This window comes from Salinibaculum sp. SYNS191 (assembly GCF_037338445.1).
GTDB classification, from domain to species: Archaea; Halobacteriota; Halobacteria; order Halobacteriales; family Haloarculaceae; genus Salinibaculum; species Salinibaculum marinum.
Genome location: NZ_CP147838.1, coordinates 453,973 through 477,668 on the forward strand (window position 1 = coordinate 453,973; position 23,696 = coordinate 477,668).

A 23,696-nucleotide genomic window follows, 5' to 3' on the forward strand; every position below is an offset into this window, starting at 1 on the left:
ACACTTATTGATGCCGACAGACGAGTGAGGGCCAATGAACGTGCGCCCGAACGGGGGGAGCGACAACGCGAAAATCGTCTGCACGCTGGGGCCGTCCTCGATGGACCGCGGCACCGTCGAGCGCCTCGCAGACGCGGGGATGGACGTCGCCCGCCTGAACGCCAGCCACGGCTCGACCGCACAGCGCCGGGAACTGATACGGACCGTCCGAAACGTGGAGGACAGCGTGGGACGGCCGCTCGGCGTGCTGCTGGACATCGCTGGCCCGGAGGTCCGCGCAGTCGCGAGCGACGAGGGGCGGACCCTCCAGCCCGGCGACAGCGTCGAGTTCACCGACGCGGCTCCGACCGGGGACCAGTTCGGCCTCACCGAGTCCATCGACGCGGTGTCGCCGGGTGACAGGCTCTTGCTCGACGACGGCCGCATCGAGACGACGGTCGAATCCGTCCGCGACGACGTGGTGACGGCGACGGTCGACTCGGGGGGCGACCTGGCTGGCCGCGTCGGCGTCAACGTCCCCGGCGTCGACCTGGACCTGCCGCCGGTCACAGAGGCCGACCGGGCGGAACTGGACCTCGCGGCCGACGTCGGCGTCGACTTCGTCGCGGCCAGTTTCGTCCGGTCGGGCGCGGACGTGTTCACCATCAGCGCGGAACTGGAGGAACGGGACGTCGACGTGCCGATAATCGCCAAGATAGAGCGGGCCGACGCAGTCGCGAACGCGGACAGTATCGTCGACGCCGCGGACGGCGTGATGGTCGCCCGCGGTGACCTCGGCGTGGAGTGCCCCCTGGAGGACGTGCCCATCATCCAGAAGCGACTCATCCGGAAGTGCCACCGTGCGGGGGTCCCGGTCATCACCGCGACGGAGATGCTGGACTCGATGATTCACGAGCGCCGGCCGACCCGGGCAGAGGCCTCCGACGTCGCCAACGCGGTGCTCGACGGCACCGACGCGGTGATGCTCTCGGGCGAGACGGCCGTCGGGGACCACCCCGTCGAAGTCGTGGAGATGATGCACCGCATCATCGCTGACGTCGAGGGCAGCGAGGAGTACGACGAGGTCCGCGAGCAGCGGGTCCCGCCGGCGGACGACACGCGGACCGACGCGCTCGCTCGCTCGGCCCGCTACCTCGCGCGGGACGTCGGGGCCTCGGCGGTCGTGGCCGCCAGCGAGTCCGGGTACACCGCCCTCAAGGCCGCGAAGTACCGGCCGAGCATCCCCATCGTCGCCGCCACGCCGAGCGCCGACGTGCGCCGACAGCTCACTCTCTCGTGGGGAATCATCCCGAAACGCGTGACATACACCACGGACAGCGCCGACGCGCTGATACAGCGCGCCGTCCAGGCGGCCATCGACACCGGAGCCGCCGAGAGCGGCGACACGGTGGTCGTGCTCGCGGGAATGATGACGGAACTGGAGGGGCTGGACACTGCCAACATGCTCAAGGTCCACATCGCCTCGGAACGGCTCGCCGCCGGCCGGTCGGTCGTCGCCGGGCAGGTCTCCGGGCCGCTCCACCCGGTCGGCGACGGCGACGTCGACGCCCTGCCTGCGGGGGTGGTCCTGGCCGTGCCCCCGTCCTTCGACGGGGAGTTCGAGGGCGACCTCTCCCGCATCGGCGGCATCGTCGACGGACACGAGGGCATGACCGGCTACCCCGCCCTGGTCGCGCGCGAACTGGACGTCCCGATGATATGCGACGCACCGCTCCCGGACGACGTGCTCGACGGCCGCCGGGTCACCGTCGACGGCGAGCGCGGCGTGGTCTACGACGACCCGGAGGACGCCGAACGGTGACGCCGGTCGACGCCGGTCTCGACGTCGGTGCGACCCACGTCCGCGCGGCCGTCAGCCGGGGCGACGACGTCGCGGGCCACGCCAGGCGTTCGACCCCGACAGGCGACGCCGAGACCCTGCTCGCGACCGTTCGGACGGTACTGGCCGACGCCTGCGAGCAGGCCGGCGTGTCAGTGGCGGACATCGACCGCACCGGCATCGGCTCGCTGGGTCCGCTGGACCTGGACGCGGGCGCAATCGTTGACCCGCCGAACCTGCCCGGCGTCGACCGCGTGCCACTCGTGGCGGCTGTCGAAGACGCGACCGGCGGGGCCGTGCGCCTGTTCAACGACGGGACTGCGGGCGCACTCGGCGCGGCGGCCGCCGCACCGGACCCGCCGGAGAACCTGGTCTACGTCACCATCTCGACGGGACTCGGTGCCGGGGCGCTCGTGGACGGGCACCTCCTCGTCGGTGAGCGGGGCAACGCGGCCGAGGTCGGCCACCTGACGCTGGACCCGGACTCGGCGCTGCGCTGTGGCTGCGGCGGGACGGGTCACTGGGAGGCCTTCTGTTCCGGTGCCAACGTCCCCGACTTCGCGCGACACCTGGCCGACGAGACCGGTCTCGGCACGGACCTCGCGCTGTCCGACCTGACCGCGCGGGAGGTCTTCGACGCCGCGGGCGAGGACCCGCTGGCGACCCGGACGGTCGCCGAAATCGGGCGGTACAACGCCCTCGGCGTCGCGGCGGTCGTCCACGCCTACGACCCCGCGGACGTGGTGCTGGGGGGTGGCGTCGCCGTTCCCAACCCCGACGCAATCTGCGCGCCGATTCGCGAACGCCTGCCGGAACTGGTCGTCGGCGAGGCACCCCCGGTCCGGGTCACGGACCTGGGCGACGAGGTGGTCGTCCGCGGTGCGCTCGCGGGCGCACGCAGAGCGGCCGCGTCCGGCGACTGACCGCCCGCCGGGAGCGGGTAACAGTCAGTATAAGTGAGTCGACTACACAGCAGTATCCAGAGAATGGGGTACACGCCACACATTCTGGTCGTCGGCGGTGGGGTCACCGGAACCGGTCTCGCCAGGGACCTCGCGATGCGCGGGCTGGAGGTCACGCTGGTCGAGCGGGGGCGGTTGACGAGCGGGGCGACCGGTCGGACGCAGGGGCTACTCGACAGCGGCGCTCGCTTCGCCGTCTCCGACCCCGAGACGGCGGCCGACTGCCACGCCGAGAGTGCGACCCTCCGGGACGTCGCTTCCCACTGCGTCACGGACACCGGCGGCCTCGTCGTCTCGCTGTCGGACGACGACCCAGAGTACTTCGAGCGCACGGAGAGTGCCTGCGAGGAGGCCGGCATCGACGCCGAAGAACTGTCGGGAAGCGATGCCCGGGAACGCGAACCGGCGCTGGGGGAGGCCGTCGAGCGTGCCCTCCTCGTGCCGGACGCGGCCGTCGACCCGTTCCGACTGACGGTCGCGAACGCGAAATCGGCCAGAAACTACGGTGCCGAGGTGAAGACGCACGCGCCGGTGACGGACGTGCGCTACGAACGCGGCGCGGTCGCCGGCGTCGAGATCGCCGGCGAGAACGGGACGACGGCGATAGACGCGGACTACGTGGTCAACGCGACGGGCCCCTGGGCGGACGAGGTCGCGGCGATGGCGGGGTTCGACCTCTCCCTGCGACACGTCAGGGGTGCGATGGTCGTGCTGAACGACCGTCCCACGGAGCGGGTCGTCACCCGCTGTCGACCAGGCGACGAGGGCGACATCGTCGTGCCGTACGACGGGAAGACCCTCGTCGGAACGACAGCGGAGACGGTCGAGGACCCGGATTCGATCAGCGAGACACGGGAGGAGGTCGACCGCCTGGTCGAGGAAGCGGCGGCCGTGGTACCGTCGCTGCGGGAGACGCGGTCCATACGCTCCTTCGGGACCGTCCGCTCCGGGTACGACCGAGAGGGGACCGGGAGCCACGAGTGCGTGATTCTGGACCACGAGGCGCGCGACGACACGTGGGGCATGTCGACGGTGGTCGGGGGGACGGTGACCACGAGCCGTCTGGTGGCCGAGCGGGTCGCCGACCACGTCTGCGCGAAGTTCGGCATCGACAGACCCTGTCTGACCGCCGAGGAAGCGTTACCCGGCAGCGAGTCGGAGGCTGTCGTCGATGATGCCGGGGGGCAGTTCGGCCTGTCGTCGCCGGTCGTGGAGGCAAGCAGGGAGCGTCTGGGGTCCCAGACCGGGGAGGTCCTGGAGACGACCGGCCCCAACCCGGTGCTGTGCGAGTGCGAACTGGTCACCCGCGAGGAGGTCCAGGCGGCGATGCGCGACGGCACGGGGGAGCGGACCGACCTGAACGAGGTCCGCATCCGGACCCGCGCCGGCATGGGCGAGTGCCAGGGCGGGCGGTGCTGTCACCTCCTCGCGAGCGAACTGTACCCGCTCAGCGACGTCGCCGAGATGGACCGCGCCCTCGACGACCTGTACGACGAGCGGTGGTCCGGTCAGCGCCACGCCCTGTGGGGCGACCAGCTGGCCGAGGCGATGCGGACCTACGAACTCCACGCGGCGACGCTGAACCGCCCCGACGAGGACCAGGCGGACGTCGACCTCTCGGCGTTCGACAGCGGGGCGGCGTGGGAGCGCGGGGACGTCGGGACCGCCAGCGGAGGGCAACAGTGAGCGAAGCAGACGTCTGCGTCGTCGGTGGCGGCCTGGCGGGGAAGGTGGCCGCACTCACCGCCGCCCGCGCCGACGGAGGAGCGAGCGTCACGCTGGTAACGGAGCCTGGACCAGACCTGCGCGACACCGGCGGCCTCGTGGACGTGCTCGGATACACGCCCGGGGGTCGGGGACCGCTCGTGAATCCCTTCTGGGCGCTGGACGACCTGCCGGAGACGCACCCCTACACCGTGGTCGGCGAAGGGACGCTCCGGGACGGCCTGGCGCTGTTCGACGACGTCGTCGGCGACAGCTACGGCGGGGGGGACACCGACAGGAACGCGCTCGTCCCGACAGCGTTCGGGCGGCTCCGACCGACCGGCAGGTACCCCCGGAGCGTCGAGGCCGGGCTGGCAAGCGAGCGCCGCGAGACGACGCTGCTGGGATTCAAGCGACTCCCGTCGTTCGACGGCCCGCCCGCCGCGGACCGACTCGAAGCGGTCGTCCCGTACCGCGTGGACGGGTTCAACGTGGATTTCCCCAGCGAGACGGAGGACCCCGTCGAGATGGCGGAGTTCCTCGACGAGAACCCGGTCGCGTCGACCGGGAATCCCGCACGGGAGTCCCTCGCGGCGTCGGCGCGAATCTACCAGTCCAGCGAGAAGCGAATCGGCTTCCCGGCCGTGCTCGGGCTGGAGCGCCACCGCGAGATACGGCAGCAGTTCGAAGATGCGCTGGAGGTCCGGGTGTTCGAGGTCCCGGCGGGCTCGCCGAGCGTGCCCGGGATGCGCCTCGACAGCCAGTTCGACGCGGCGCTCGCGTCTGCGGGTGTCAGCGTTGAGCGCGAGGCGACCGTGACCGGAGCCGAGACGGGCGACGGCCACGTCGACTCGGTCCGGCTGTCCAGCGGGGAGACCGTCACGGCGTCGCAGTTCGTCCTCGCAACGGGTGGACTCGCGGAAGGCGGGCTCGCCAGCACGCGAACGACCGTGACCGAGCCGCTGTTCGACTGCCACGTCGACGCGCCCGACGACCGCGGGGAGTGGGCGGAGCGCGACCCCTTCGGCGACCACGCGTTCGCCCGCTTCGGGGTGAGCGTCGACGACGGCCTGCGCCCGCTGGGAGCCGACGACGTGTCCGCGTTCGGGAACCTCCGGGCCGCTGGCAGGGTCCTCGGTGGGTTCGACTACGCGGCGGAGAACTCCGGGGGCGGCGTCGCCGTCGCGACGGGCTACGCGGCCGGCCTGCGGGCGGCCGAGACGGTGTAGGGCGGTTCCCCGACAGCCCGTCGAACGAGCATAAACATTCAACACGTTGACCCTCGTAACGGGGGCCATGCACTTCGCGGAGAACGGCGACGTCCGACTGGCGTACGAGCGCGCCGGGACCGACGCCGGCGAGACGGTGGTGTTCGTCGAGGGGCTGGGATACGGCCGCTGGATGTGGCGCTGGCAGCGCGAGGCGCTGGCAGAGGACTACGACGTGCTGCTGCCCGACAACCGCGGGACCGGGTCTTCTGACGCCCCGGAGGGTCCGTACACGATTCGGGAGATGGCGGCGGACCTGGAGGCCGTGCTGGCCGACGCGGACGTCGACGCGGCCCACATCGTCGGCGCGAGTATGGGCGGGATGATAGCACAGCGGTACGCGCTCGATTACGACCGCGCGGCGTCGCTGACGCTGCTGTGTACGACGCCGGGCGGCCCCGACGAGGTGCCGATTCCCGAGTCGACCCTGGAGCGGATGTTCGGCGTGCCCGAGGAGTACGACGAGCGCGAGGCCATCCGGTACAAGATGGAGCCGGCGATGACCGACGAGTTCTGGGCGGCCAACGACGGCCTCATCGAGGACATCGTCGACTGGCGGCTGGAGACCGACGCCGACGACCAGCCCCGCCAGTGGCAGGGCGCGGCGGTCGAGGCCTTCGACGTGAGCGACCGCCTGGACGAACTGGCGCTGCCGACGCTGATTCTCCACGGGGAGCGCGACCAGGTCGTCCCGGTCGGCAACGGGAAACTGCTCGCCGACGGGATTCCCGACCCGACGTTCGAGACGTTCGACGAGGGCGGGTCGCACCTGTTCTTCATCGAGCGGGCCGACGCCGTCAACGAGCGTATCCGGTCGTTCCTGGCGGGGCAGTGATGATCGAGATATCGATGGAGATGGAGCAGTACGACTGCCCCTTTATCGACACCACCGCCGACCACGACGTGTCGTTCTCGACGTTCCAGTGGGAGTTCGACACGTCGAACAGGGAACTGGAGACGCGGATGGTCGTCGAGGGGAGCGACCGCAGCGGCCTGGACGCGGGGCTGGCGGCGCTGCGCGACCACCCCCACATGGCCGAGTACACCCTCATCAGACAGTGGGACGACGTCGCGCACATCTACACCGCCATCGACGAGACGGACGCGATGCAGACGATTCGAGCCAACGACGGCTACATCAGCGGGCCGTTCTACATCGAGTCGGGGACCGAACAGTGGCACGTCGGCTTCGACTCGCGGGTGCGTGCAGACATCACCCTCTCGGAACTGGAGCGAAACAACGACTTCACCGTCGTCTCCCGCCGCCAGGACGGCTTCTCGGATGTCGGCGACGTGGTCGCGGCACTCGACTCGGCGAGACAGCTCGTCGAGAGCTGTCGCGGACTGACGGACGTCGAGGAACGAACCCTCATCGCAGCCGTCGAGGGCGGGTACTTCCAGTCGCCGCGGGAGACGACGCTCGGGGACCTGGCGGACCAGTTCGACATCTCGAAACCCGCGCTCTCGAAGAACCTCCGCCGCGGGCAACAGAAGGTGCTCGAAGGCGTCGTCGGCGTGCTCTCCGAGAGCGACCCGGACTGACTTAAACCCGACCGCTAGTGTCGTCTAGCTGTGAATTGTATGGTGTCAGAAAGAGGAACTTTCCCGGTAGCGTATGGTGATATTACGTTGAGTGAACGGCCGCGACTCACATATTAACCAGTGTTTTTTTAATGATTATCTACTGTATTTTAGTTCGTCATGGACTCGAATGACATCACACGCAGACGCGTGATTAGCACACTCGGAGCGGCGGGAACGATTGCCCTCGCAGGCTGTGGCGGGGACGGGGGAGACGGTGGCGACGGCGGCGACGGCGGCGACGGAAGTGACGGCGGTGATGGCGGTGACGGCGGGTCCGGCAGCGATGGCGGGTCCGGTGGCGACGGGAGTGACGGCAGCGACGGCGGCGACGGTGGCGACACGGCGTCCCGACCGGACGCGGAAGTGCGCATCGGGATGGTTCAGCCCCAGTCGGGCGCGCTCGGCCCCTACGGCAACATCGCCCTCCGCGGATTCTACACCTACTTCGGTTACGCCGGCGCGGACATCCCTTCGGAGGTCGGCACCGGCGAGACGGAGTTCACACTCGGCGACACGACATACATCGTCGACGTCCGGGACTCCCAGGGTGCCTCGGGTGAGGCACAGTCCCAGGCGACGGACCTCGTACAGAACGCCGGTGCGGACATCATCGCCGGTGGGACGAGTTCGGCCAGTGCGACAGCAATCGCCAACAACGTCGCCAAGCGGTCGAACGTCCCGTACATGGCCGGCCCGGCGGCCTCGGTCAGCCTGACTGGCAGCGAGGCGAACTGCGGTGAGACGGTGTATCGCGCTAGCGAGACGGTGGCGATGGACGCACAGAGCGGCGGCCGCTACATCGCGAACGCGCGCGACGACATCAACAGCGTCTACATCTACTACGCCGACTACAGCTTCGGCGAGTCGGTGTTCAACAACTACAAGCGCGTGCTGGAGGCCAACGGGGTCACCGTGTCGGGCTCGCAGGCGCTGCCGGCGGACTACTCCGACGACTGGCCGGGCCAATTCGAGAACGCGACCAACGCTGGCGTCGACGCCATCATCGGCGGGTTCACCGTGGCAGCGCTCCCGGCGATGCTCGGAACCTACCTCGCCAACGACTACGACTTCCGCTTCGTCGGCGGCTTCGCGACGAAAATCGCCGCGGGCGCGTTCGGCCAGGTGCTGAACAACAATCTCGACGAACTCACCGCCGAATCCATCGAGAGCGCCGGTCTCGGGCCGCTGACGACGCGGTACCACTGGAACCAGTACGACAACGAGATGAACACCCAGGCAAACCAGGTCCACCGCGACGCCTACGGCACCAACGCCGACCTGTTCACCTCCGGCCTGTTCACGGCTGCGTCGGCAATCGACCAGGCGGTCACCGAGAGCGGGTCCGCCAACGGTGACGACATCCGCGAGGCGCTGAAGGGCATGTCGGTCAACACGACGATGAAAGGTGAGGGCGGCTACCAGTTCCAGGAGTGGAACAACCAGGCCCGCTCGGCCATGACCGTCGCCCCGGCGATTCCGACCCAGAACTCGGAGTACTGGAACGCCGCCATCCAGCCCGGCGACCCGGTCCAGACGTACGCCCCCGAGGAGACGACCCAGCCCAAGGACCAGCAGAGCTGCGACCTGTCCTGATATGCTCCGGACGGAAGGGCTCACGAAGCGGTTCGGCGGCATCGTCGCCACGGACCACGTGGACTTCGAGCTGGACTCCGACGAACTGTGTTCGCTCATCGGTCCGAACGGAGCGGGGAAGACGACGTTCTTCAACCTGCTGACCGGCGCGCTCGAACCGACCGAGGGAACGATCACGTTCCAGGGAGAGGACATCACGGACGCCTCCCCCCAGGAGACCGCCTCCCTCGGCATCCACAGGTCCTTCCAGATAACGAACATCTTCCCGCTCAGCACCGTCGTCGAGAACGTCCGCATCGCGGCACAGGCCCACAGCAGCAAGTCGCTGCACCTCTGGCGCAACTACAACGCCTACGACGAGTTCCACGAGGAGGCCCACCGCATCCTCGAACGCGTCGGCCTCGACGACCGCGCCCACGACCGCGCGGACAGCCTGAGCCACGGCGCGAAGCGGAAACTGGAGGTCGGCATCGCGATGGCCGCCGACCCCGACGTGCTCCTGCTGGACGAACCCAACGCCGGCGTCTCCTCCGAGAGCGTCGGCGAGATCATCGACCTCATCGAGGAGGTCAGCGAGGACCACGCGGTCCTGCTGGTCGAGCACAACATGGACATCGTCATGCAGGTCAGCGACCGCATCGTGGTCCTGAATCAGGGGTCGGTCATCGCCGACGACGAACCGGAGGCGGTCCGCAACGACCCGAACGTCCAGGAGGCCTACCTCGGCGGCTACGAGGAGGGCGACCTGGACAGCGACGCCGACTCGGCCAGCGGGGAGGGCGTCGCATGAGTCTCCTGGAGGTCGAGGACGTCCAGACCTACTACGGCGAGAGCCACATCCTCGAGGGCGTCTCGCTTTCGGTCGACGACGGCGAAGTCGTCGCGCTGCTCGGGCGCAACGGCGTCGGGAAGACGACGACGATGCGGACCATCCTCCAGTTGACCCCGCCCCGTGAGGGGAGTGTCAGGTTCAAAGGCGAGGAACTGGTCGGCAAGCGGACCAACGAGGTGGCGGACCTCGGCCTCGGCTGGATTCCCGAGGACCGGCGCATCTTCTCGGCGCTGACCGTCGAGGAGAACATCCGGGCCGCGGTCCCCTCCGAGGACGGCATCCAGGACGCGCTGGACCTGTCCTACGAGACGTTCCCGATTCTCGAAGAACGCAGCACGCAGGACGCGGGCACGCTCTCGGGCGGGCAACAGCAGATGCTCGCCATCGCGCGCGGACTGGTCGGCGACAACGAGATGTTGCTCGTCGACGAGCCAAGCGAGGGGCTGGCCCCGCAAATCGTCCAGGACGTGGGCGAGGCACTCGACACCGTCTCGGAGCAGGTCCCGATGTTGCTGGTCGAGCAGAACCTCGGCCTGGCGCTCGACCTCGCGGACCGCTTTTACGTCATCGACCACGGACAGGTCGTCGACGGGGGGAGCGTCGACGAGGTATCTGCAGAATCCGAACGACTCAGGGAGTATCTCTCAGCATGATAGGTCTCGAATCCGTAGTTCTCCAGTTCAGTCCGGCGGAACTCGCCGAAATCGTCATCCGCGGGATGGGCACGGCGGGCGTGTTCGTGCTCATCGCCAGCGGACTGTCGCTCATCTTCGGTCTGATGGGCGTGCTCAACTTCGCACACGGGTCGCTGACGACCTACGGCGCGTTCGCGGGGGCCGCGGTGCTCCTGACCATCTCGTCGACCGACGCCGTCGGCCTGGGCGCGATCACCGCCCTCGTGATGGCGGCGTTCGGCGTCTTCGTCGTCCTCTCGATGTTCGGCGCGAGCATCGAGTTCAGCCTCATCAGACAGCTCTACGACCGGCCGCCCATCGACCAGATTCTGCTCACCTTCGGCGTGGCGCTGGTCCTCGACGAGTTCCTGACAATCCTCCTGCAGCTGTGGGACATCGACCCCTACCGGGTCTACTCCGCGCCCGCGAGTTACGGGCCGGCGTTCCTCGGCGAGGGCGAGAACCTGGTGCTCGGCGACATCACCGTCCGCTGGCTCTACATCTTCGAGTTCGTCGTCGGCGCGGTGGTCGTCGTCGCCGTCTGGCTGTTCCTCAACCGGACCCGCTACGGCCTGTTCATCCGGGCCGGCAGCGAGGACTCCGAGATGGCGGAGGCACTTGGCATCAACGTCCGGCGCGTGTTCACGCTCGTCTTCGGCGTCGGTATCGGGCTGGCCGGCGTCTCGGGGCTCTTTCTCATCTGGGACCCGGTCTACAAGCTCCAGATAACCCTCGGTGCCGAAGCCCTGCTGCCCGCGTTCATCGTGGTGGTCGTCGGCGGCCTCGGCACCTTCAAGGGGACCGTCGTCGCCTCCGGCGTGGCGGGCATCTTCGCGCAGTTCGGAAACGCGCTGTTCACGAACCAGACGCAGATAGCTGGTATCAACTTCGGCGACTTCGCCCAGTTGCCCTCGATGCTCATCTTCATCCTGCTCATCGTGATGCTCATCGTGAAACCGACCGGGCTCTACGGCGAAGAGGAGGTGGGCGGCCATTAGCTCCACCACCGAGAGCGGGGTCCTGCCAGGCTGGCTGGGAACCTACGCTCGCGACCACACCGTCCACCTGCTGGTGGTCCTCTTTCTCGTCCTCTACCCCGGTGTCTACCACTACGTCGGCGGCGCGGAGGGAACCACGGTCGGCAAACTCCTCTTCCCGTCGATGTCGACGATGCTGAACCTGCTGACGGTGGCCCTCTTTGCGATGTCCTTCGACTTCATCAGCGGCTACACCGGCTACCTCTCCTTCGGCCACTCGCTGTTCTTCGGAACGGGCGTGTTCCTCGTCCTCGGCGTCTACGCCGGGAGTTTCGAGGGGATGCCGCTACTGGGCTGGATTCCCGCGACGCTGCCCTTTATGGTCCTCATGCTCGTCGCGGGCGTGCTGTCCATCGTCCTGGCGCTGCTGGTCGGGGCGGTGTCGTTCCGCCTGACCGGCGTCTACTTCGCGATGATCACGCTCGGATTCGCCGAGCTGGCGCGGTTCACCGCGGAGGGGTTCTTCGGCGCGGAAGGGCTGACCCTCCCGCTGCTCGACAGTCCGCCCTCTATCGGCCTGCCGTTCGTCGACGCGCTGACGCTGCCGGTGGGGCCGTTCGCGTTGCGCAACAGTCCCGTCATGCTCGGCGAGGTGCCGCTGCTGGGGCTTGTGCTGGACGTCCTGAGCGCGATTCCGCTCATCGGGAACTACGTCGTGGCGAACCCGGCCATCCAGGGCGAGGTGCTGTCGTACTACCTCGTCGGACTCGTCGTCCTCCTCTGTTACCTCGCGATGCAGCGGTTCATCCACTCGCCCTTCGGGCGCGTGATGGTCGCCATCCGGGAGAACGAGGAGCGCGCGAAGGCCATCGGCTACGACACGTTCCGCTACAAGATGGGCGCGTTCGGCATCAGCGCCTTCTTCGCGGGCGTGGCCGGCGCGCTCTTTGCCGTCAGTCAGCAGCAGGGCGACCCCGCCCGCGACTTCGGCGTCATCGAGCGCGCCGGCGAGGCGCTGGTCGCGACGCTCATCGGCGGCATCGGCACGCTCGCCGGCCCCTTCTACGGCTACCTCTTCGATTTCAACCTCCGGGAGATAGCCGGCGGGAAGGGCAACAACGGCATCAAGGAGTTCCTCGCCGACAACCTGGAGTGGCTCCTGAACACCGGCCTGCCCGGCACCAGCGTCGAGGAGATAGTCGACATCTGGATCGTCGGCCACCCGGCGCTGTACATCGGCATCGTGTTCATCCTCTTCATCCTGTTCGTCCCCGGCGGGCTCCTGGGGACGCTCAGGCTGGCAGTCGGCGGGAAACTGGCCAAGACGTTCCCCGACTGGCTCGGCCGGCGACTCGACCGCATCCGGTCGGTCTTCGGCGACCGCTGAGGCCCTCCTCCGCCCTCTCGCACCGACGTGTCGACCGAGCAGCACTGTTTTTGGCGAACCTAAAAACTCAAGTTCTGCCAGCAGAGAGGGGAACCAATGACAGCGGTAGACACCACACGTGCGGCCGAGGAGTTCACGTTCGACGACCTCTCCGTCGTCATGGGAACGTACAACGAGGAGGAGGCAATCGCGACGGTCATCGAGGACGTCCAGCGGGTGACGGACGGGCGCGCGGAAATCGTCTGCGTCGACGGGTCCTCGGACCGGACGCCGGAGATAGCGCGGGACCTCGGAGCCCGCGTCATCGAACAGGAGCCACAGGGGTACGGCGTGGCCGTCCGCGCGGCGCTACTGGCCGCCGAGCGTCCCGTCGTGGTGACGACTGACTGTGACGACACCTACCCGATGGAGCGCCTGCCGGACTTCCTCGACGCCATCAACGAGGGCTGTGACGTGGTCAGCGGCGACCGTCTCTACCACGGTGCGGAGACGATGCCGGCGCTCAACCGCCTCGGGAACCACGCCTTCGCTGCGCTCGCGAGCCTCCTGATGGGCGAGCGCGTCCACGACACGACGACGGGGATGCGCGCGTACCGCCGCGAGATTGTCGAGAAAATCGAGTGGACCGAGAACACCGGTCTCTCCGCGGAACTGCTGATTCGTCCGGTGATGCGCGGTTACGAGGTCCGCGAGGTCCCCATCGAGTACAGCGAGCGGAAAGGCGAGACGAAACTCGACCCGTTCAAGGGCGGTGCGGAGATCGCGTACTCGATTCTGCGGGTCTGTATCGAGGAACGCCTCCGGTAGCTACGGGGGCCCCTGCTGGTAGCTGTCCGTCCCGCCGGGATAGCCCTGCGGGTTCTCCAGGCCGAGCAGTTCGCCGCCGGTGGGCGACGCGTACAGCGCGAACAGCAGTTCGTTCAGCAGGTAAAAGCGGATTCGCTCGGCGCCGTTGCCGTCCGGGTCCGGGTCGGTCACGTCCAGTCCCATCATGTCCAGCGTGTCGTCGCGCTCCCCCGCGTCGAGGTCCCGGAACGGTCGGTCGTGCCACTCCTCCGCGTAGCTGTCCAGTTCCTCGATGGCGTAGACCATCTCCGCCTCGCGGTCGGGGTGGTCGTCGAGGCGGCCGACGACGTAGCTCTCGACGAACGCCGGGATGCCGGAGACCTCTGACGGGTAGACCGTCTCGGCGAGGGCGTCCAGCGTCGCTCGGTCGTCGTCGGAGAGCGTGACGTCGGGCGGGCGCTCGTCACCATCGGTCAGGTAGTCCCAGGTCAGTACACCGCCGGCGGAGACGCCGATGCCGGCGGCGGTCAGTGCAGCTATCGCGTCGCGCCGTGAGAGTTCGTAGTCTGTCATCGGTCGAGGTTCTCCGCCGTCAGCGTCGTGTTCATCCAGATGCCCTCGCGGTGCGTTCCGGGGACGTACGCCGCCTCGCCGCCACAGAGCCGCGGCGAGCGACACACCTCCAGTCGTGGCGTCAGCGCGCGGTACCCGCCTGAGTTCCGTTCGACCGGCAGCCGCGCGACGTACTCGAACGAGCCCAGGGTGCCGTAGTCGACGAAGACGGTGAGTTTCACCGACTGATTGTCTCGCACCGCCGTCGAGACGTTCCCGTCGAACGCCGACGAGGAGACCGTCACCGTGCCGTCGGCGACCGTCGCATCGAGGGCGAGCGCGTCCCCGGACGGCCCCGCCAGGATATCGCTGCCCGCGCTGCCGCTGGAGACGCGCACCTCGACTGCCTCCGTGTACTGCGGGAGCCCGACCGACAGCGACGCGGTGACGCTGTCGCCGGCGACGGCCTGGACCCGCTGGAGTCGCGGGGTCACCGACTGCCCGCTGTAGGGCGTCCACTGGCCGCGGTAGGCGTAGCGATAGACCGTCCGGTCGGGGAAGGCGTCGACCACGGCGAACTGGCGGTGCTGGAGCGCGTAGACGGCGTCGCCGTCGTAGCCGGGGTCGTTGCGCAGCACCTGGAAGGGGTGGTTGAGCCAGTCGCCGTAGGGCGTCGGGAGCAAGACCAGCGCGTTCTCGAACTCCCGGTCCTCGAAGGGCTGGTAGGCCTGCTCGTACTGGTCGGTCACCTCGCGGTTGTCCGCCAGCGGGTCGGCGACGGCACCGACCGCCAGCGCCGTGCCGAGCGTTCCGAGGACGACCACCGCGGCGATAACGGCGACGCGGACCCGCTGAGACTGGTCGCGGGAGAGCGCCCGGACGCGCCGGCCGACGGCGACGAGCGCGACAGCCCCGAACGCGGCCGTCGGCAGGAGGAGGCCGACGTGGTAGTACGGCCCGAGGAAGGAGATGAGACCGTCTGTCGGCACCGATAGCTGGCCGAGGATGTTCAGGTTCCCCCAGAAGTAGACGTTGCCGACCGGAATCGTCACGAACAGCCCGGCAAGCGTCAGTTTCCAGGGGTCGCGGTCGGTCCGCAACCGGGAGAGGACGACCGCGAGACCGCCGAGCGCGACGGGCACGCCCAGCGGGGCGGCCACGCTCCACTCGGTCACGTAGGACCACAGCACGCGGGCGTTGGCCTCCAGAGCCAGCGGGAGGTCGTAGACGCGTTCGTAGCCGAGAATCCGCCGGAGGCCGAAGCCGAGGCCGTCCCGCGGCGCGAAGGCCTGGTAGGGGAAGACCAGCGGGTCGCCGGTGACGACGGCGTTGTAGCCGAGCGTGACCGCGACGCCGGCCAGGCCAAGTGCGGCGGTCACGACCTGGCGGACGACGACCGGCCGCGCCAGTGTCCGAAGCGTCCAGACGGCGTGGGCGACGAACGGGAGCGCGAAGAGGACGGCCGTGAACGGCCGCGAGAAGAAGGCGAGGCCGACGGCAGCGCCGGCCAGCGCGGCGAACCGGCGGTCCCCGGTCCGGTCGGCGCGCAGGTACGCCCAGGCAAAGAGGAGATTGAGAGCGAACGTCGGGACGTACGACAGGAAGACGGCGGCGTCGACGAGGAACAGCGGCGAGGCGAGGACGAGGGCGGCGGCGACCACGGCAGTCCTGCGGTCGAACACCTCCGCGACGATGGCGTAGGCGAGCGCGACGGCGACGCCTGCGACCAGGCCGAGCGAGATGGTGTAGGAGCCGAGCAGGCCGCCGACGGCGAAGATGGCCGCCGCGACGGGCGTGTACTTCGGGTACAGCTGGCCGCCGTCGGCGACGAAGAACCACGGGCGAAAGGACTCGGCGACCGGCGGCGATATCGTCAGTTGTCCCTCCAGCAACATCGCGGCCTGCTGGAGGTAGACCCCCTCGTCGTGGTTGGAGGTGTGGTACGGGAAGATTCCCTCGGCGATGGCGACGACCGCGAGTGCGGCGACGAGACTCAGCAGGGCAGCGAGGCGTCGGGGAGTCAAGAAAGTTGCGAGCCGGTCCCGGGGCGCGGCCATGTCACTCGGTGGGGTACCACGCGAGCGGGTGGTCGGCCACGATGTCGACGGCGACCGGTTGCCCGTGTTCGAAGGTCTCGACGTGGTTGTGGAGACAGCGGACGATGCCCCCGGTGTCCAGTTCGACGCGGTAGACGAAGTTCGGGCCGTTGTACTGCCGGTGGACGACGCTGCCGTCCGCGAGGGGTTCTTCCGTCGACGTCGCCTCCAGGTCGTCCGGCCGGACGAGCACGTCTATCTGTGCGCCGTCGTAGGCGGAGAGGGGACCGTTAATCTGCTCGGTGGAGAGCGTTCCCAGCGGCGTCTCGACCGTGTCGCCGCGGACGCGACCGGTGATGAAACTCGCCCGGCCGAGGAAACTGGCGACGAAGCGGGACTCGGGGTTCTCGAAGACGACCTCCGGCTGGCCGATCTGCTCGATGTGGCCGTCGTTCATGATGGCGACGCGGTCGCTGATGGACAGCGCCTCCTCCTGGTCGTGCGTGACGGAGACGGCGGTGACGCCGGCCTCCTTCAGGATGCGCCGGACCTCCTCGCGCATCTCGACGCGCAGGCGCACGTCCAGGTTCGAGAACGGTTCGTCCAGCAGGAGCACGTCCGGTTCCGGGGCGAGCGAGCGTGCCAGCGCGACCCGCTGTTGCTGACCGCCCGACAGTTGCGTCGGCATCTTCTTTCTGTGCTCGACCAGCCCCACCAGTTCCAGCAACTCAGCGACGCGGGCCTCGCGGTCGGCCTCGTCCCAGTCGTCGATGCCGAACGCGATGTTCTCCTCGACGGAGAGGTGCGGAAAGAGCGCGAAGTTCTGGAAGACCAGTCCGACGTCGCGGTCCTCCGGGGCGACGAACCCGGTCTCCGAGGCGACGTCGACGCCGGCGATAGTGATAGACCCCGTCGTGGGCCGGTCGAGGCCGGCGATGAGTCGGAGAGTGGTGGTCTTGCCACACCCGGACGGACCCAGCAGCGTCAGGAGTTCGCCGTCCCGGACCGACAGCGACAGGTCCTCGACGGCGGCCTCCTCGCCGAACTGACGGGTCACGCCGTCGAGTTCGAGGACGGTCTCGGCCGTCGCGATGGTGTCCTCCGTGCGTGCACTGACGGGCTCGGCGGCGGGGCGTGGTTCGTTACGTGACATCGTATCGGTCTCCCTTGAGGATGATGAGCATCGAGAGGGCAGAGACGGCGACGAGTATCAGCGCGGGGACGGCCGCCTGCCCGTAGTATCCCTGTTCCTGTACTTGCCAGATGTAGGTAACGAATGTTTCGAATCCCAGCGGCCGGAGCAGGAGCGTCGCCGGCAGTTCCTTCATCGTCGTCAGGAAGACCAGCGCGCCGCCGGCGACGACGCCGGGGGCAATCTGGGGGAAGACAACCCGCCGGAACGACCGCAGCGGCGAGTTACCCATCGAGCGGGCCGCCTCGCCGTGCTTCGGGTCGACCTGGAGGATGGAGGACTCGATGGTCCCCACCGCCTGCGGGATGAAGCGGACGACGTAGGCGAACACCAGCAGCGGCACCGTGAGATAGAGCGCGCTGACGTACTTCAGCCCGAGGAAGATGAGCGCCAGTCCGAGCACGACCCCCGGCATCGCGTAGCCGACGTAGGTCGCCCGCTCGGGCAGCGAACCGAGCCACCCGTCGCTCCGGGCGGCCAGGTAGGCGATCGGCAGCCCCAGCGCGACAGCGGCGACGGCGGCCGCCGCCGCGACACCGATGGAGTTGAACGCGTAGGAGAGTTCGAAGGTCAGTCCGCCCTCGGCGTACGCGGGCGAGGTGCGGAACAGCCACATGAACAGCACGCCCAGCGGGACCGCCAGACCCAGCAGCGCGACCAGCGAACAGAACGCGAGCGCGGGCCACTTCCAGCGACCGAGCGAGATGCGTCCCGGCCGGCGCGACCCGGCGCTGACGTGGGCTCCCTCGCGGCTCGCGTTGAAACGGGACTCCCACAGGAGGATGCCGACGGTCAGCCCGAGCAGGAGCAGCGAGAACAGGGCCGCGCGGCCGAGGAAGGCGTTGTTGTACCAGACGTAAATCATCCGCGTGAACACGTCGTACTGCATTATCGCCGGCGTTCCGAAGTCGGACAGCGTGTACAGCGCGACCAGCAGCGACCCGGCGGCGATGCCGGGCTTGATCTGCGGGAGGGTCACGCGCCGGAACGCCTCCCAGCGGGTGTGGTTGAGCGTGCGGGCCGCCTCGACGACGGTGCCGTCGAACGACAGCAGCGAGGCGCGTGTCGTCAGGTAGACGTAGGGGTACGTAAACAGCGTCAGGACGAGGACGGTGCCGACCAGGCCGTATATCTCCGGGAGTTCCTGGACGCCCAGCGGTGCGAGGACGCCCTGGAGGACGCCGCGAGGGCCGAAGGCGGAGACGAAGGCGAAGGCACCGATGTAGCTGGGAATGACCAGCGGGAGGGCCGAAACGATGGTCCAGAACCGGCGGAAGGGGAGGTCGGTCTGGACCGTCAGGAACGCCAGCGGGACGCCGACGAGGATGGAGGCGGCCGTCACAGCGCCGACCAGCACCATCGAGTTCGTCACGATGCGGAGCGTGTCGCCGTTCCAGAGCAACTCGACGGCCTGGTCCGGGCCGACAGCCGCGGCCTGGAGGAGGACCCAGGCGACCGGCGAGAGAAGCAGGAGGGCGATGAGGACGGACACACCGGTCAGCGTCGTCGGCAGCGCCTGCCGAATCCGGTGTCGAATCACGTCAGCGCGGGAGTTGTCTGTGAGTTCCGGTGTGTCCATGGTGGGGGAGAGTCCGCTACAGCAGTCCGACGTCGTCGAGCAGGGCCAGCGTCGGCCCCGTGTCGGACAGTTCCGAGAGGTCGACGTCCGGCGGGTTCAGTTCGTCGATGGTGGGAAGGTCGCCGACCGGTGCCACGTCCGGGACTGTCGGGTAGGCAAACGTCCGGGTGGCGAAAAACTCCTGCGCTTCCGCCGAGAGCAGATGGCGGAGGAAGTTCTCCGCGAGTTCCTGGTTGTCGGTGCCGTTGACTATCTGCGCGCCGGAGACGTTGATGAGCGCGCCCGCGTCGCCGCTGGTGAACGTGAGTTCGATTGGCGCGTTCTGGCGCTGGTTCCGGACCCGCATCGCGTAGTAGTGGTTCGCGAAGCCGGCCGTCAGCGCGCCGTTTGCCACCTGGTTCGAGACGCGGAACTCGTTGTCGAAGGACTCGACGCCGTGGTCCAGCATGTCGTTCAACCACTGGCGAGTGGCGTCTTCGCCGCGGATGAGCCGCATCGCCGTGACGAACGACTGGAAGGCGCTGTAGGTGGGTGCCCAGCCCATCCCGTCGGCGAGCGCACTCGTCTGGGGGAAGTCACGCACCGTGTCCGGGATGTCGCTCTCCGAGAGCTGGTCGGTGTTGTAGGGGACGGCGCGGGCGCGGCCGGCGATGCCGACCCACTGGTTCGTCCGGAGGCTCTCGGGGACCTCGCTGGTCACCTCCGACGGCAGTTCGAGTGCGCCGTCCGCGTCCGCGACCTGGCCCAGAGAGCCGGCGTCGACGGAGATGAACACGTCGGCCGGGCTGACGCCGGCCGCGGCCTCCTGGCCGAGTTTGTTCGCGAGCGACCGCGAGGAGTCGAGCGTCCGCCCGAACGAGAAGTCGGGGTAGATGTCCGAAAACAGCTCGATGAGGTCGAGGTAGAGCCCGCCCTCGCCGCCGCCGAGGTAGAAGTTCAGCTCCCCGGAGAGGTCCGGGAGGTCCTCGATGGACGTCCCGCCCGGTTGCCCGCGGGCGTCGACCAGCGGCCCGGAGCCGCGGAAGTCCGCGAGGGTAATCTCGCCCGCGCCGCCGTCGCCGCCGTCGCCGCCGCCGAGACAGCCGGCCAGCGACGTGGCACCCAGCGCTGCGGTGGAAGCGAGGACGCGGCGACGCGTGAGCCCCGCCCGAACGTCCGTCTGTTCGCCGTCGGAATCCGAAGTATCAGTCATTGTTTGTTTTAGGTTTGCCTAAATTACTTATGCCTTTCTAGTCGTCTCCCGGCGTGGGAATCCCTGCCGCTGCGGGCTCTGCGGCCGCCAGCACGTCGAGGCAGTCCAGCCAGTCGCGCATGTACTCGCCGCAGTGGTTGAGGAAGGCGCCGTTCTCCCAGTCCTCGAAGTCGCCCTCTGCGAGGCGGTCGGCGATGGCCGCGAACACCTCGGCGTAGTTCGTCGCGTCCGCACCGGCGTCGTCGACGAGTTCCCAGACGTGTTCGTTCAGTTCCAGGCCGTGGACCTCGTTGGTGAGGTCCGAGAACGTCGACCGCGGGGCCTTGTTGTGCTCACAGAGCGGGTCGCCGTTGTATATCTGCTTGTCGAGCACGTCACAGGCGCGTTTGAGGAACAGCCCCGACCAGATGTCGTCGAAGCGGCCGACGTCCCACTCGTTGTCGTCCATCGGGAGCTGGTAGAACGCGGGAACGACCTCGCGCCGGAAGGCGAGGTTCATCGAGCAGACGGTGAGGTACTGCCCCTCCGCGGCCACGAAGTCGCCGTCGAAGTCCCCGGCGCTCGTCCTGGTTTCGGCCTGGCCCTGCAGGTCGCCGTCCATCAGGATGCGGACGGCGTCCAGGTCCGGGACGTTGGTCCACAGCCCCTGCGAGGCGACCACGTCGTCGACCTCTGTGGTCTCCGTCTCCACGGTCTCGTCCATCGCGCTGTAGGGGTACCCGCGCGGGTACAGGCCGTGCTCGTCGGCGTTCTGGTAGAGGACGTTGACCCACTGCTCGTCCGATGAGACGGACTCGACCTCGCCCTCGTACTGCAGGTTCCGGAGGTGTCGACCGAAGAAGTCGAACTCCGGGTGTGGGAGCGTGTCGTCGTCGATGAAGACGCCGTACTCGAAGTCGCCGGCCCACAGGTAGAGCAACCCGAAGGAGGTCTGGGCGTGGCTGGCCGCCGGAATCAGGTGCGAGTACTCGCCCGCACCGTGGCGGTCGAGCCAGGCCTCGCGGCGGGTGCCGTCGAACACCTCGCCGGAGACGCCCTCCTCGTCGAGCATCTGTTCCATCGCGTCGGTGTCACAGAAGTCTTCCGTGACGAGGACGACGTCGAGTCTGTCCGTGTCGAAGCCGTGGTCGCGCGCGTTCGTCAGGTACGAGCGCACGCACTCGTACTCCCGAATCGTCGGGATTATCACGCACGTGTCGGTCGGCGTTCCGGTCATCGTATCTACTCACCCATCTTTAGGCCACCCTAAAACCTTTTGCGGTTTTTAGGACGGCCTAATCCATCCGACCGAAACCGTCACAACCGCGCCGGCAGACGTCCTGGTATGGATGTCGCAATCGTCGGCGCGTCGATGACCCCCTTCGGGGAGCGCGACGCGTGGATACGCGAACTGCTCGCGGAGGCCGGCCGGGCGTGTCTCGACGACGCGCCGGTCGGACGCGAGGCCGTCGAGCACCTCTACGTCTCCAACATGGCGAGCGGGGAACTGGAGGGCCAGACCGGGACGATGAACGCGCTCGCCCACGACCTGGGCGTACTGGGCGCCTACGCCGAGCGGGTCGACCAGACCTCGGCGTCGGGTGCCGCGGGCGTCTACGAGGCCTGGCAGTCGGTCGCCTCCGGGGCCAGCGAGATGACGCTGCTCGTCGGCGGGGAGAAGATGACCCACCGCGAGACCGCCGAGACGTCGGACGTGGTGGCGTCGGTCACCCACCCCGTCGAGTACAAACACGGCGTGACGCTGCCGGCGTTCGGCGGGATGGCCGCGCGCCTCTACATGGAGGAGTACGACGTGCCGCGGGAGAGCCTCGCGCGCGTCGCGGTGAAGAACCACGCCAACGGCGCGCTCAACCCCGACGCGCAGTTTCAGAAGGCGGTCGACCTGGAGACGGTACTGGAGAGTCCGGTCGTCAACGACCCGCTCCGGCTCTACGACTACTGTCCGGTCACCGACGGGGCCGCGGCGCTCCTGTTCTGTCCGGTCGCCGTCGCCGAGGAGTACACCGACGAGTACGTGCGCGTCGCGGGCGTCGCGGGCGCGACGGACACCCACGTCGTCCACGAGCGCCCGGACCCGCTGGCCCTTTCGGCCGTCGCCGAGAGCGGCCGGCAGGCCTACGAGATGGCCGGCTGGGAGCCTACAGACGTCGACGTCGCGGAGCTACACGACATGGTGACGGTGCTGGAACCGCTGGAACTGGAGGCGCTCGGATTCGCCGAGCGCGGCGAGGGCTGGCGACTGGCCGAGGACGGAACGACGGCCCGCGACGGCGACCTGCCGGTCAATCCCTCCGGCGGCCTGAAGGCGCGGGGCCACCCACTCGGCGCGACCGGGGTCGCACAGGCCGTCGAACTCTACTGGCAACTGCGCGGGGAGGCCGGCGAGCGTCAGGTCGACTGCGAGCGCGGCCTGGCGACGAACGTCGGCGGCTTCGGTAACTGCGTGATTACGACGCTGCTGGAGGCGGGTGCGGCATGAGCGACGACGGGTCGGACCTGACAGCCCACCGCTGTCCGAACGGCCACCTGACCTACCCCGGTCACGGCCGCTGTCCCGACTGCGGCGAACCGCAGACCGAGACCGTCGACCTCTCGGAGCGGACCGCGGAGGTGCTCACCTGGACCGAGAGCGTCGCGACGCCCTCGGGGGTCCGCGCGCCGAACACGCTCGCCATCGTGGCCTTCGACGTCGACGGCCAGACGGTCCGGGCGCTCGGCGGGACGACGGCAGCCGTCGAAATCGGCGACACGGTCGAGCCAGTGTACGTCGACCAGCTCAGAGACCCCGAAGCGAGCCTGCGGGCGCGGGAGAGCCAGGACTGGGGCGGGTTCCGGTTCGAACCCGTCGAGTGACCGGTCCGCACACGCTGGCGTCACAGGACAGGCGAGGCTGAGGAGTCACAGCGAGTTGGCTGCGAGCAGACGTACACGACAGTCATGGAAGCGTCGACCGTCGAAGAATGGGCGGCGAGACCGGCCGCGGTCAGTCGGCGGCCACGGTCTTGGGTGCCCCGTCCTCGGAGTCCTCGACGAGGAGGGCCTGGACCCCGTCCTGGACGGTTCGCGTCCCCTGTTCGTCGGCGTGGGGGTAGACTGCCGACAGCGTATCCCCCTCGTAGACAGCCAGACAGAACGCAGGCATAACGAGCCAGTCGGTGTGCTCACCCTCGTCCGGGGTGAAACACTCGCGGGTCTGGAAGAACGGCGTCAGCCGTGTGCCCGACTCGCGGGCCCACGTCGTGAAGGACAGATAGGTGTCCCGCAGTTCATGATTGCAGTCGTCGACCGGCGTCCGCTTCACCCACTCGGCGCGCTCGACAGCGGCAATCGTGCCCTGGTCGGCGAGCGCGTCTAGCTGGTGGTGGACCTCGTCGACTTGCGTCTGTGCCGGCGGCGGTAACTCTCTCCGTTCGTACAGTTCGACACGGATTCCCCCCTCACGTTCGCTCGTGTGCATGGAATGCTCCATCGTGGCAAACGTGGTCCGGGTAGTAAAACGTTTTTATCAGATTACAATTTGAGACAACGTGTCACACTCAGTCGATTCTCATTCTGTCGA

At 68.5% G+C, this 23,696-nt stretch carries 21 protein-coding genes; 14 read left to right on the top strand and 7 right to left on the bottom strand.

Annotation, left to right across the window (positions count from 1 at the left end; genetic code table 11):
* The first annotated feature begins 34 nt into the window (after nt 1-34).
* The 12 genes from pyk (at nt 35) to WDJ57_RS02535 (ending at nt 13,607) form a co-directional block, all read left to right on the top strand.
* On the top strand, nt 35-1,801 hold the full coding sequence (pyk, locus tag WDJ57_RS02480) for a pyruvate kinase (RefSeq protein WP_338903602.1): 1,767 nt from the start codon (nt 35-37) through the stop codon (nt 1,799-1,801).
* Entirely contained in the window at nt 1,798-2,742 is a 945-nt protein-coding gene (locus WDJ57_RS02485) for an ROK family protein (RefSeq protein WP_338903604.1), read from the top strand. Before pyk ends, WDJ57_RS02485 begins: the two co-directional genes overlap by 4 nt.
* Nucleotides 2,743-2,805: 63 nt before the next feature.
* Nucleotides 2,806-4,467, top strand: a complete 1,662-nt coding sequence (gene glpA, locus WDJ57_RS02490; protein WP_338903606.1) for an anaerobic glycerol-3-phosphate dehydrogenase subunit GlpA — start codon at nt 2,806-2,808, stop codon at nt 4,465-4,467.
* The gene (glpB, locus tag WDJ57_RS02495) at nt 4,464-5,714 is read left to right on the top strand and encodes a glycerol-3-phosphate dehydrogenase subunit GlpB (protein WP_338903608.1); all 1,251 of its coding nucleotides are present in this window, start codon (nt 4,464-4,466) and stop codon (nt 5,712-5,714) included. Before glpA ends, glpB begins: the two co-directional genes overlap by 4 nt.
* A 67-nt stretch (nt 5,715-5,781) precedes the next feature.
* Nucleotides 5,782-6,588, top strand: a complete 807-nt coding sequence (locus WDJ57_RS02500) for an alpha/beta fold hydrolase (RefSeq protein WP_338903611.1) — start codon at nt 5,782-5,784, stop codon at nt 6,586-6,588.
* The gene (locus tag WDJ57_RS02505) at nt 6,588-7,295 is read left to right on the top strand and encodes a helix-turn-helix domain-containing protein (RefSeq protein ID WP_338906240.1); all 708 of its coding nucleotides are present in this window, start codon (nt 6,588-6,590) and stop codon (nt 7,293-7,295) included. Before WDJ57_RS02500 ends, WDJ57_RS02505 begins: the two co-directional genes overlap by 1 nt.
* 159 nt (nt 7,296-7,454) lie before the next feature.
* Nucleotides 7,455-8,930 carry an ABC transporter substrate-binding protein gene (locus tag WDJ57_RS02510; protein WP_338903613.1) on the top strand — a complete coding sequence of 492 codons (1,476 nt, stop codon included), beginning with the start codon at nt 7,455-7,457 and terminating at the stop codon, nt 8,928-8,930.
* 1 nt (nt 8,931) lies between these two features.
* A complete protein-coding gene (locus WDJ57_RS02515) occupies nt 8,932-9,720 on the top strand; it encodes an ABC transporter ATP-binding protein (RefSeq protein WP_338903615.1) in 789 nt (262 codons plus the stop codon).
* Entirely contained in the window at nt 9,717-10,415 is a 699-nt protein-coding gene (locus tag WDJ57_RS02520) for an ABC transporter ATP-binding protein (protein ID WP_338903617.1), read from the top strand. The genes WDJ57_RS02515 and WDJ57_RS02520 overlap by 4 nt, the downstream gene beginning before the upstream one ends.
* Nucleotides 10,412-11,434, top strand: coding sequence for a branched-chain amino acid ABC transporter permease (locus tag WDJ57_RS02525; RefSeq protein WP_338903619.1), 1,023 nt, complete (start codon nt 10,412-10,414; stop codon nt 11,432-11,434). Before WDJ57_RS02520 ends, WDJ57_RS02525 begins: the two co-directional genes overlap by 4 nt.
* 73 nt (nt 11,435-11,507) lie before the next feature.
* On the top strand, nt 11,508-12,800 hold the full coding sequence (locus WDJ57_RS02530) for a branched-chain amino acid ABC transporter permease (protein ID WP_338903621.1): 1,293 nt from the start codon (nt 11,508-11,510) through the stop codon (nt 12,798-12,800).
* A gap of 96 nt (nt 12,801-12,896) precedes the next feature.
* On the top strand, nt 12,897-13,607 hold the full coding sequence (locus tag WDJ57_RS02535; RefSeq protein WP_338903623.1) for a dolichyl-phosphate hexose transferase: 711 nt from the start codon (nt 12,897-12,899) through the stop codon (nt 13,605-13,607).
* On the opposite strand, the gene WDJ57_RS02540 is transcribed toward WDJ57_RS02535, so the two are convergent.
* The 6 genes from WDJ57_RS02540 to WDJ57_RS02565 are packed head-to-tail and all read right to left on the bottom strand — an operon-like array spanning nt 13,608 to nt 21,353.
* A complete protein-coding gene (locus WDJ57_RS02540; protein WP_338903625.1) occupies nt 13,608-14,159 on the bottom strand; it encodes a gluconate 2-dehydrogenase subunit 3 family protein in 552 nt (183 codons plus the stop codon). It lies immediately after the preceding gene.
* Entirely contained in the window at nt 14,156-16,162 is a 2,007-nt protein-coding gene (locus tag WDJ57_RS02545) for a glycosyltransferase family 39 protein (RefSeq protein ID WP_338903627.1), read from the bottom strand. The genes WDJ57_RS02540 and WDJ57_RS02545 overlap by 4 nt, the downstream gene beginning before the upstream one ends.
* Before the next feature lie 34 nt (nt 16,163-16,196).
* Entirely contained in the window at nt 16,197-17,327 is a 1,131-nt protein-coding gene (locus WDJ57_RS02550) for an ABC transporter ATP-binding protein (RefSeq protein WP_338903629.1), read from the bottom strand.
* On the bottom strand, nt 17,317-18,945 hold the full coding sequence (locus WDJ57_RS02555) for an ABC transporter permease (RefSeq protein WP_338903631.1): 1,629 nt from the start codon (nt 18,943-18,945) through the stop codon (nt 17,317-17,319). The genes WDJ57_RS02550 and WDJ57_RS02555 overlap by 11 nt, the downstream gene beginning before the upstream one ends.
* Nucleotides 18,946-18,961: 16 nt before the next feature.
* Nucleotides 18,962-20,137 (bottom strand): extracellular solute-binding protein, encoded by a 1,176-nt coding sequence (locus tag WDJ57_RS02560; protein ID WP_338903632.1) that lies wholly within the window; start codon nt 20,135-20,137, stop codon nt 18,962-18,964.
* Nucleotides 20,138-20,174: 37 nt separating this feature from the next.
* The gene (locus WDJ57_RS02565) at nt 20,175-21,353 is read right to left on the bottom strand and encodes an alpha-1 4-glucan-protein synthase (RefSeq protein WP_338903633.1); all 1,179 of its coding nucleotides are present in this window, start codon (nt 21,351-21,353) and stop codon (nt 20,175-20,177) included.
* Between the two features lie 108 nt (nt 21,354-21,461).
* Between WDJ57_RS02565 and WDJ57_RS02570 the strand changes: the two genes are divergently transcribed.
* Both WDJ57_RS02570 and WDJ57_RS02575 read left to right on the top strand, forming a co-directional pair.
* Entirely contained in the window at nt 21,462-22,616 is a 1,155-nt protein-coding gene (locus WDJ57_RS02570) for a thiolase C-terminal domain-containing protein (RefSeq protein WP_338903635.1), read from the top strand.
* Entirely contained in the window at nt 22,613-22,990 is a 378-nt protein-coding gene (locus tag WDJ57_RS02575) for a Zn-ribbon domain-containing OB-fold protein (protein WP_338903637.1), read from the top strand. Before WDJ57_RS02570 ends, WDJ57_RS02575 begins: the two co-directional genes overlap by 4 nt.
* A 130-nt stretch (nt 22,991-23,120) precedes the next feature.
* Here the strand turns inward: WDJ57_RS02575 and WDJ57_RS02580 are convergent, their stop codons facing one another.
* Nucleotides 23,121-23,606, bottom strand: coding sequence for an HTH domain-containing protein (locus WDJ57_RS02580; RefSeq protein WP_338903639.1), 486 nt, complete (start codon nt 23,604-23,606; stop codon nt 23,121-23,123).
* Nucleotides 23,607-23,696 lie beyond the last annotated feature (90 nt).

What these genes read in the sequence shown, in the direction of transcription:
- pyk (WP_338903602.1), top strand. Translation starts at nt 35, where the DNA reads ATGAACGTGCGCCCGAACGGGGGGAGCGACAACGCGAAAATCGTCTGC.
- glpA (WP_338903606.1), top strand. Translation starts at nt 2,806, where the DNA reads ATGGGGTACACGCCACACATTCTGGTCGTCGGCGGTGGGGTCACCGGA.
- WDJ57_RS02500 (WP_338903611.1), top strand. Translation starts at nt 5,782, where the DNA reads ATGCACTTCGCGGAGAACGGCGACGTCCGACTGGCGTACGAGCGCGCC.
- WDJ57_RS02505 (WP_338906240.1), top strand. Translation starts at nt 6,588, where the DNA reads ATGATCGAGATATCGATGGAGATGGAGCAGTACGACTGCCCCTTTATC.
- WDJ57_RS02510 (WP_338903613.1), top strand. Translation starts at nt 7,455, where the DNA reads ATGGACTCGAATGACATCACACGCAGACGCGTGATTAGCACACTCGGA.
- WDJ57_RS02515 (WP_338903615.1), top strand. Translation starts at nt 8,932, where the DNA reads ATGCTCCGGACGGAAGGGCTCACGAAGCGGTTCGGCGGCATCGTCGCC.
- WDJ57_RS02520 (WP_338903617.1), top strand. Translation starts at nt 9,717, where the DNA reads ATGAGTCTCCTGGAGGTCGAGGACGTCCAGACCTACTACGGCGAGAGC.
- WDJ57_RS02525 (WP_338903619.1), top strand. Translation starts at nt 10,412, where the DNA reads ATGATAGGTCTCGAATCCGTAGTTCTCCAGTTCAGTCCGGCGGAACTC.
- WDJ57_RS02535 (WP_338903623.1), top strand. Translation starts at nt 12,897, where the DNA reads ATGACAGCGGTAGACACCACACGTGCGGCCGAGGAGTTCACGTTCGAC.
- WDJ57_RS02540 (WP_338903625.1), bottom strand. Translation starts at nt 14,159, where the DNA reads ATGACAGACTACGAACTCTCACGGCGCGACGCGATAGCTGCACTGACC.
- WDJ57_RS02550 (WP_338903629.1), bottom strand. Translation starts at nt 17,327, where the DNA reads ATGTCACGTAACGAACCACGCCCCGCCGCCGAGCCCGTCAGTGCACGC.
- WDJ57_RS02555 (WP_338903631.1), bottom strand. Translation starts at nt 18,945, where the DNA reads ATGGACACACCGGAACTCACAGACAACTCCCGCGCTGACGTGATTCGA.
- WDJ57_RS02560 (WP_338903632.1), bottom strand. Translation starts at nt 20,137, where the DNA reads ATGACTGATACTTCGGATTCCGACGGCGAACAGACGGACGTTCGGGCG.
- WDJ57_RS02565 (WP_338903633.1), bottom strand. Translation starts at nt 21,353, where the DNA reads ATGACCGGAACGCCGACCGACACGTGCGTGATAATCCCGACGATTCGG.
- WDJ57_RS02570 (WP_338903635.1), top strand. Translation starts at nt 21,462, where the DNA reads ATGGATGTCGCAATCGTCGGCGCGTCGATGACCCCCTTCGGGGAGCGC.
- WDJ57_RS02575 (WP_338903637.1), top strand. Translation starts at nt 22,613, where the DNA reads ATGAGCGACGACGGGTCGGACCTGACAGCCCACCGCTGTCCGAACGGC.
- WDJ57_RS02580 (WP_338903639.1), bottom strand. Translation starts at nt 23,606, where the DNA reads ATGGAGCATTCCATGCACACGAGCGAACGTGAGGGGGGAATCCGTGTC.